Annotated in this window: 6 protein-coding genes; all 6 read left to right on the top strand. The window is 43.2% G+C overall.

Annotated elements, in window-relative coordinates; genetic code table 11:
• Positions 1-123: 123 nt before the first annotated feature.
• Positions 124-1,125, top strand: a complete 1,002-nt coding sequence (locus tag F9817_RS10625) for an ABC transporter substrate-binding protein (RefSeq protein WP_202436422.1) — start codon at positions 124-126, stop codon at positions 1,123-1,125.
• Position 1,126: 1 nt separating this feature from the next.
• Positions 1,127-1,942: an ABC transporter ATP-binding protein gene (locus tag F9817_RS10620; RefSeq protein ID WP_161155303.1), complete on the top strand. Its 816-nt coding sequence runs from the start codon at positions 1,127-1,129 to the stop codon at positions 1,940-1,942.
• Complete coding sequence (locus F9817_RS10615) at positions 1,939-3,525, top strand: ABC transporter permease (protein ID WP_161155301.1); 1,587 nt, start codon at positions 1,939-1,941, stop codon at positions 3,523-3,525. Before F9817_RS10620 ends, F9817_RS10615 begins: the two co-directional genes overlap by 4 nt.
• A 41-nt stretch (positions 3,526-3,566) precedes the next feature.
• Positions 3,567-4,313 carry a 5-formyltetrahydrofolate cyclo-ligase gene (locus tag F9817_RS10610; protein ID WP_161155299.1) on the top strand — a complete coding sequence of 249 codons (747 nt, stop codon included), beginning with the start codon at positions 3,567-3,569 and terminating at the stop codon, positions 4,311-4,313.
• Between the two features lie 225 nt (positions 4,314-4,538).
• The gene (locus tag F9817_RS10605) at positions 4,539-5,039 is read left to right on the top strand and encodes a flavodoxin family protein (protein ID WP_161155297.1); all 501 of its coding nucleotides are present in this window, start codon (positions 4,539-4,541) and stop codon (positions 5,037-5,039) included.
• Between the two features lie 214 nt (positions 5,040-5,253).
• On the top strand, positions 5,254-7,203 hold the full coding sequence (locus F9817_RS10600) for an LTA synthase family protein (protein WP_161155295.1): 1,950 nt from the start codon (positions 5,254-5,256) through the stop codon (positions 7,201-7,203).
• Positions 7,204-7,210: the final 7 nt, after the last annotated feature.

The raw sequence follows: 7,210 nt of genomic DNA, 5'->3' as shown, positions 1-7,210 counted from the left end.
TAATTGTATAATCTATTTTGGAATATCATTCTATGATTTGTTGTTTTATATTTTTTTTATGGTTCATATAATTAAAAATGATAAACTTCGCCACCAATTTTAGAACAGATGGAGTTGTTTATTATGAGCAAGCAGTTCACTCGTCGTGATTTTATACGTTTTACTGGGCAATCATTAATGGTTGCTGGTGTCGCAAGTACTTTTGGTGGTTTAGGCATGCGCTCTGCACAAGCCGCTGATTTATCTGAACTGACCTTCCAAGCTTCTTGGATAAACGATGCTGAGTTTATCGGTTATTTTGTTGCTATGCAGCAGGGTTATTATAAAAATAGCGGCATAAAAATGAACTATTTGTCTGGTGGTGCAGATGTAATTCCTGAAAGTGCATTATTGTCTGGTAAGGCAGATATCACCTTAACTACGCCAGATACTACGGTTCAAGCCATTGTTGAACAAGGCGCCCCATTCAAAATTATTGGTCAGCAGTATCAACGTAACCCAATCGGTATTGTTAGCTTAGAAGAGAACCCTGTTCGAGAGCCTAAAGATTTAATCGGTAAAGTTCTCGCTGTTCCTGCTGTTAATAATATCTCAGTAGCGGCAATGCTAAAATTGGCCGGAATTAAAGATGGACAAGTACGACTCGTTCCTTATCAAGGTGACCCGACTCCACTGATTAAAGGTGAAGTTGATGCAGTAGTAAACTTTGTTACTGGTGTACCTAATGTCATTGAAAAACAGGGTAAAAAAGCTGTTAGCTTTTTGTTGTATGACTTCGGATTAACGATTCCTAATGACACGGTAGTGGTATTAGAAGAAACGCTAAACAATCGTCGTGAAGATTTGATCAAATGGCTACGTGCTAGCCGTCAAGGCTGGGATGAAAATGCTAAAGATCCAGCTAAGTATCCAGCTGAATTCGCTGATAGTTGGTTTAAAGGTACTGGTAGGGAAACTGAACTGGATATTTTCCAAAACACCGCTCAATTACCATTAATGCAATCTCCTGAAGGTTATTTCGCTATGACGGAAGAGAGCATTGCTGCCACCATAGAAGGTTTAAGCCGCGTAGGTATTCAAGCGACTCGTGATATGTTCGATACAACCTTATTAGCTGAGGTGTAACATGTCTAAAGGGCCTATCACCTCCACAAGCGCTGGCGGTATCCAAGTCCGAAACGTTGTCAAACGTTTTACCATTCAAGGCACACCGACTCCTGTTCTTGATCAGGTGAATGTGGATTGTCCTCCTGGTTCATTTACTGCGTTAATCGGACCATCAGGGTGTGGTAAATCTACGTTATTACGTCTAGTTGCCGGTTTGGAAACTCAAGAAGAAGGTGAGGTCTCGATTGATGGGCTTCCACCACAGAAAATTCAACCGAGTGGACGTCTTGGTATTGCTTTTCAAGATGCTGCATTGCTGCCATGGCGTTCTGTGTTCGATAACGTTGCGCTACCATTACAAGTTTTGGGGCGCTCGGTTGAAAAACATCGAGAACAGATTGATGAATTGATTGAGCTCGTCGGTTTATCGCGTTTTCGAGATGCGCGTCCTGGTCAGCTTTCAGGAGGCATGCGCCAACGAGTTGCTATTGCTCGTTCTCTTGTTTCAGATCCTGAGTTTTTGTTGTTAGATGAACCATTTGGTGCGTTAGACCAAATCCTACGTCGGACAATGAACTTGGAGTTGCAACGTATCTGGAAAAATAGCGGTGCAACAACGTTGTTAGTCACCCACGGTATTGATGAGGCAGTTTTTCTTGCCGATCAGATTGTTGTGATGCATGCGAGACCGGGTCGTGTAGCAAAGGTCATCAAGGTCGATTTTCCACGCCCAAGACAGGAATCATTATTCTCTGACCCTAAATTTCACGAGCTATGTGATGAAGTGGCTTTCCATTTACATGCACAAAATAGTGCAGGTGAGGAGGACGCATGAGTTTAAACCTACGTTCTACTTCAGGACGGCGTTTACTCGGTGTCGGACTTGCGATCTTTTGGTTAGTTCTTTGGGAATTTGCTGGAAGATATGCTTGGGTAGCCGATGGGGCTTTACCTGCTCCGTCATCTGTTGTTAGAGAAATTTTTTCTAATTTTGATGTCTATCAGCATCACGCATTAGCAACGCTAAAACCTGCATTTATCGGATTTTTGATAGGGAATGGTTGTGCGATTCTAGCTGCGTTAATATTTCTGCTATATCCCGTCACTGAGCGGCTATTTCGTGGTGTCAACATTACTCTCTTTGCCATACCACCTTTAACATTGGGACCAATATTGGTTTTGATTAGCCATGGTGAACAACCACAAATTATTCTTGCTGCGATATCTGTTTATTTCCCAACCATGATTGCGATGCTATTAGGTTTAAAACAGGCTGACCATAGAACGATGGATCTTGTTCGTACCTATGGTGGTAGTAAGTTGGCCGTATTACGTTTTGTTCGTTTACGTTCTTCTCTGCCTGGCCTACTAGCGGGTCTGCAAGTCGCCGCTCCCGCTGCTATTTTGGGCTCAATCATGGCTGAGTTCGGTTCGGGCTCTCGCTGGGGGCTAGGTACCTACTTATTGGGTTCATTGGCTTTAGCCAACGCAGATCGTGTGTGGGCGATTGGTATAACGGCCACCATATTATCAGCGATAGGGTACGGCATTTTTGCACTGCTATCGCGCAAAGTGAATGCGACGACGAAAGCGGTCACAATGACGCCCTCGCCAGTTCTTGAAGCACATAAATCTTCAGGCGCAGTTCGCTGGATCAAAGAACCACTGCTGTCTTTGTTAGCACTGATCATTCCTTTTGCTATTTGGTGGGCGATCATTGCAGCACTGAAGTTGCCAAGTATTATTGCCAAAGGTCCATTTGATTTGTGGTCTTACTTGATCAGTGGTGTTCGCGCTTCGGTGGCTCAACAGCGGCTTATTGAGGCTCTGTTGCAATCGGTCCCTTATGCATTAATCGGCATGGTTCTTGGGTTGCTGTTTGCGTTTATCATGGCATTGCTGAGTCACTATAACCGTTTCTTACGCAACAGTTTTATGCCTGTGGCATTGCTGTTACAAAGCATGCCTTTAGTTGCATTAACCCCGATTTTGGTCCTGTTACTGGGGCGAGATACGTTACTGACACTTACCGTTGCAGTTTTGGTGACCTTCTTTGCAGCGTATGTGACCCTGATGCAAGGGTTGAGTCAGATACCATCTGCGGCAATCGATTTACTTTCCGTATATGGTGCTAGTTCTCTCACTAAAATTCGTCGAGTGAGTATTCCATCCAGTATGTCTTATTTGTGTGCTGCGGCTCGTCTCGCCATTCCCCGAGCTTTGTTAGGTGTCATCATCGCTGAATGGATGGCTACCGGTATGGGGCTGGGTAATTTATTGAATCTTTCTCGTGGTCGAATGGACTACGGCATGATATGGGCCGTTACTTTTGCAGCGGTTGCTATCTCTATTTTGTTGTATCAGATCGCTACAGTTCTTGAACGACGCTTGCTGCGCCGTTTTATGGGGCAGGGTTAATATACACATTAATTATTTATTTTCTATTGGAGGCTTTGCTCATGGAGCATAAAACATCAGTTCGTAATCGTGTTTTTGAGGAGCTACGTAAAGTTGCCTTTCCTGACAGTCGTTTTCATTTTGACTTCGGTGAATTTATTACCGACTTTGAAGGTAGCTCAGATGCAACTCAACGCTTAATCGATCACCCATTTTATCAAAAAGCGAAGTGCATCTTTATCACGCCAGATAACTGTTTAGAAGAACTACGTTACCGTGCACTACAAGATGGTAAGCTGATCCTTATCACCACTTATTCGATCAAACGTGGTTTTTGGGTTCTTGACCCAGCTAAAATTGATCCTGCTCGCTACCTATATGCTGCAACCCTTGATGGTTTAGAGCGTGAAGGCGAACCGATGTCTTTAATCGATATTCGGGATAAACTACCAGAACTCGATTTTATGGTAACCGGTACTGGCGCTATTAATGAAGAAGGCGTGCGTTTTGGTAAAGGTCATGGTTTCTTCGATTCTGAATGGGGTATGTTGTACCGCATTGGTAAAATTACGACGGACACACCATCTGCAGCGCTAGTGCATGATTGCCAAGTTCTGACAGAGACGCTCTATCCAGAAGTATTTGATACAGTTGCTGATGCTATCTATACACCAACCAGAACCATTGAGGTTGAAGCGCCACACAAACCGACTTGCGGTATTGTTTGGGATTTGCTCGATCCTGTTATGTTTGACACAATCCCTCCTCTTCAAGAGCTAAAAGCACTTGAAGATAGTGGCGACATATAATTAGCTAACCAGCCTCAAATAACAAGGACACACGTTTAGCTCTAGTATGTCCTTGTTATATCCCGTCTTAACGATGATTCCCAATACCTTCATCTGCTGAAAATCAATAATCTATTGCTATACCCAAGTAACCTCAAGATGCGTGTCTTTGTTCTATGACCATGATATAGATACATTTACAGGGAATATTAGTGCTAAATAAAGTCAAATTATCAGGGGATAAGTATGAAGGTTGCTGTAGTATTAGGTACGTCTAAGCAGGATGGTAATACGCGAAAATTGGTCGATGAGTTTGTGCAGCTGTCTGGGGCTACATTATTGGATCTCACCGATTTTGATATCAGTTTTTATGACTATTCACATGAAAATCGTGATGATCATTTTATTCCTCTGATTAAAACTCTAACGGATTATGAACACATCGTGTTTGCTTCTCCGGTTTATTGGTATTCGATGTCTGCTCAGCTCAAAGTGTTTTTTGACCGGCTTTCAGATCTTCTCACGATTGAGAAGGCGTTAGGACGAGAACTAAAAGGGAAATCCATGTCGGTATTAAGTACAGGGTATAATCAGGAAGTACCGAGTTGTTTTATTGAACCTTTTCAATTGACAGCTGAATATCTACATCTCACATTCAAAGGGTGCGAGTATCTTGCGATTCGAGATAACGCTGACTTAGCGCGTTTGCCTGTCGTTGCGACTAAGGGATTACAAAACCTTTGTTAAAATCATAGTGCAACAGGCCGTGCATGATTTACATCGTTTGATTGTGCGACGAAGCTCAGTTTCATATATATCGTTGCAATATAGGCAATATTTCATTGATTTAATTATTTTTACTCATAAAAACTCTCCTATAATTTTAAGCGTTTAATAGAGGGGGAGTTGATGGCTCTCCTATATCACTTCGCTTGACTCATTGTTATACAGAGAATTGACTTTGAAACGATTGCGCTCTTTATTTGGCCCATTGTTCCCTGTAGTGGGAACGGCTGTTGTATTGTTATGTATCTTCTCAATTTCCAGAATTGCTTTAGGTTTATGGCAATTTGAACGTGTTTCACAAGCTGATGGTTGGTTGAGGTTACTGATCAGTGGTTTTCGTGTTGATATTGCGTCGGTTTGTTATTTGCTTATCGTGCCAGCCTTGGTGAGTGCACTGCTGTTAAGCGACCGGGGTATCGGCTTTGTGGTCAAGTGCCTGTTGAGGGTCTGGATTACCGTTGGGCTGTGGCTCGCGGTTTATATGGAAGTGGCAACGCCTGCATTTATTACAGAATATGACTTACGACCTAACCGATTGTTTATTGAATACCTTATCTATCCAAAAGAAGTGTTTAGCATGCTTTGGGTGGGGTATAAGTTAGAACTCTTCATCGGCACTGTTGTGACGATTGCCGTAGTCTGGGGTGGTTGGAAGTTAAGTGGATATTTAACGCGAAATCTTGTCTATCCTAAATGGTATGTTCGCCCTCTAGTGGCTGTTGTTGCTGTGGCTTTGGGCGTAATGGGCGCTCGTTCTTCATTTGAACACCGCCCACTAAACCCTGCTATGGTCTCTTTTGCTGTTGACCCTTTGGTGAACGACTTGGTGCTTAACTCTTCTTACTCTGTGTTGTTTGCGGCAAAACAGATGGAGTCAGAGGCGAGTGCGTTTGATTACTATCCATCGATGCCAAAACAAGCAATCATTGATGAAGTTCGTTCCAATATGAATGTGGCGAATAGTGATTTTGTTTCTGATAAGCAACCGTCTTTGGCTAAACACGTAGCAAGTTACCAAGGTAAACCGAAAAACATTGTGATTTTACTGCTCGAAAGTCACGGTGCTCAGTTTGTAAAATCCCTTGGTGGTGAAGATTTATCGCCAAATATGGATAAATTGATCCATGAGGGTTGGGCATTTACTCGTATGTATGCCTCCGGGACTCGCTCGGTGCGCGGTATTGAAGCTGTCACAACCGGTTTTTCACCCACACCTGCTCGCTCTGTGGTTAAGTTAGGAAAAAGCCAAACGAACTTTTTCACTATTGCCGATTTGCTGAAAGGTCGTGGGTACCATACTCAATTTATCTATGGGGGTGAGAGCCACTTCGATAATATGAAATCTTTCTTCCTTGGTAACGGTTTTGTGGATATGCAAGATCAGCCAACGTTCTCAAACCCTGTCTTTGTTGGCTCATGGGGAACATCGGACGAAGATTTGTATAATAAAGCGAATCAGCAGTTTACCCAGCTCAATCAGCAAGGTAAGCCATTTTTCTCATTGGTGTTTAGTTCTTCCAACCATTCACCTTTTGAATTTCCAGAAGGGCGTATTAAACACGTGAATGAACCGCGAGCGACTCGTGAGAATGCGGTTAAGTATTCGGATTACGCATTAGGTGAGTTTATTCGCCAAGCTAAAGCATCACCTTACTGGAACGATACGGTATTTGTTGCAGTTGCTGACCATGACGCGAGAACCTTTGGTGATCAACCTATCCCAGTTGGTCACTTCCATATTCCGGCTGTGATTTTCGGTGGAGGCATTGCGCCTAAATTGGATAATCGTTTGGTTAGCCAAATAGATATTGCACCAACTCTACTCTCATTGGCTGGCATCAGCAGTGTGAACCCAATGATTGGGTATGACTTGACGAAGCCAGTACCAGAAAACGAGCAACGCGCCATGATGCAAAGGGATAAAAACTTTGGTTGGTTAACCGCAGACAACCAATTGGTGGTGTTACAACCCGGACAAGGGATCTCAACTTATCGCTATAATCCGGCTACAGATAAGATGGTCGGTGCGCCCGTTGATGAGGCGGTGACGTTACGTGCACATGCTAATGCTATGTGGGGTAGTTTGGCGTTTCGTGAAAATTACTATCAAACGCAACCTAAATAGCGTTTAA

Origin of the sequence: Vibrio eleionomae (assembly GCF_009874545.1) — a bacterium.
GTDB classification, from domain to species: domain Bacteria; phylum Pseudomonadota; class Gammaproteobacteria; order Enterobacterales; family Vibrionaceae; genus Vibrio; species Vibrio nitrifigilis.
Note: the sequence above shows the minus strand (reverse complement) of the source record. Positions and strands in the feature narration are given on the sequence as shown.

Coding starts and splice junctions, on each gene's coding strand:
- F9817_RS10625 (WP_202436422.1), top strand. CDS start 124: ATGAGCAAGCAGTTCACTCGTCGTGATTTTATACGTTTTACTGGGCAA.
- F9817_RS10620 (WP_161155303.1), top strand. CDS start 1,127: ATGTCTAAAGGGCCTATCACCTCCACAAGCGCTGGCGGTATCCAAGTC.
- F9817_RS10615 (WP_161155301.1), top strand. CDS start 1,939: ATGAGTTTAAACCTACGTTCTACTTCAGGACGGCGTTTACTCGGTGTC.
- F9817_RS10610 (WP_161155299.1), top strand. CDS start 3,567: ATGGAGCATAAAACATCAGTTCGTAATCGTGTTTTTGAGGAGCTACGT.
- F9817_RS10605 (WP_161155297.1), top strand. CDS start 4,539: ATGAAGGTTGCTGTAGTATTAGGTACGTCTAAGCAGGATGGTAATACG.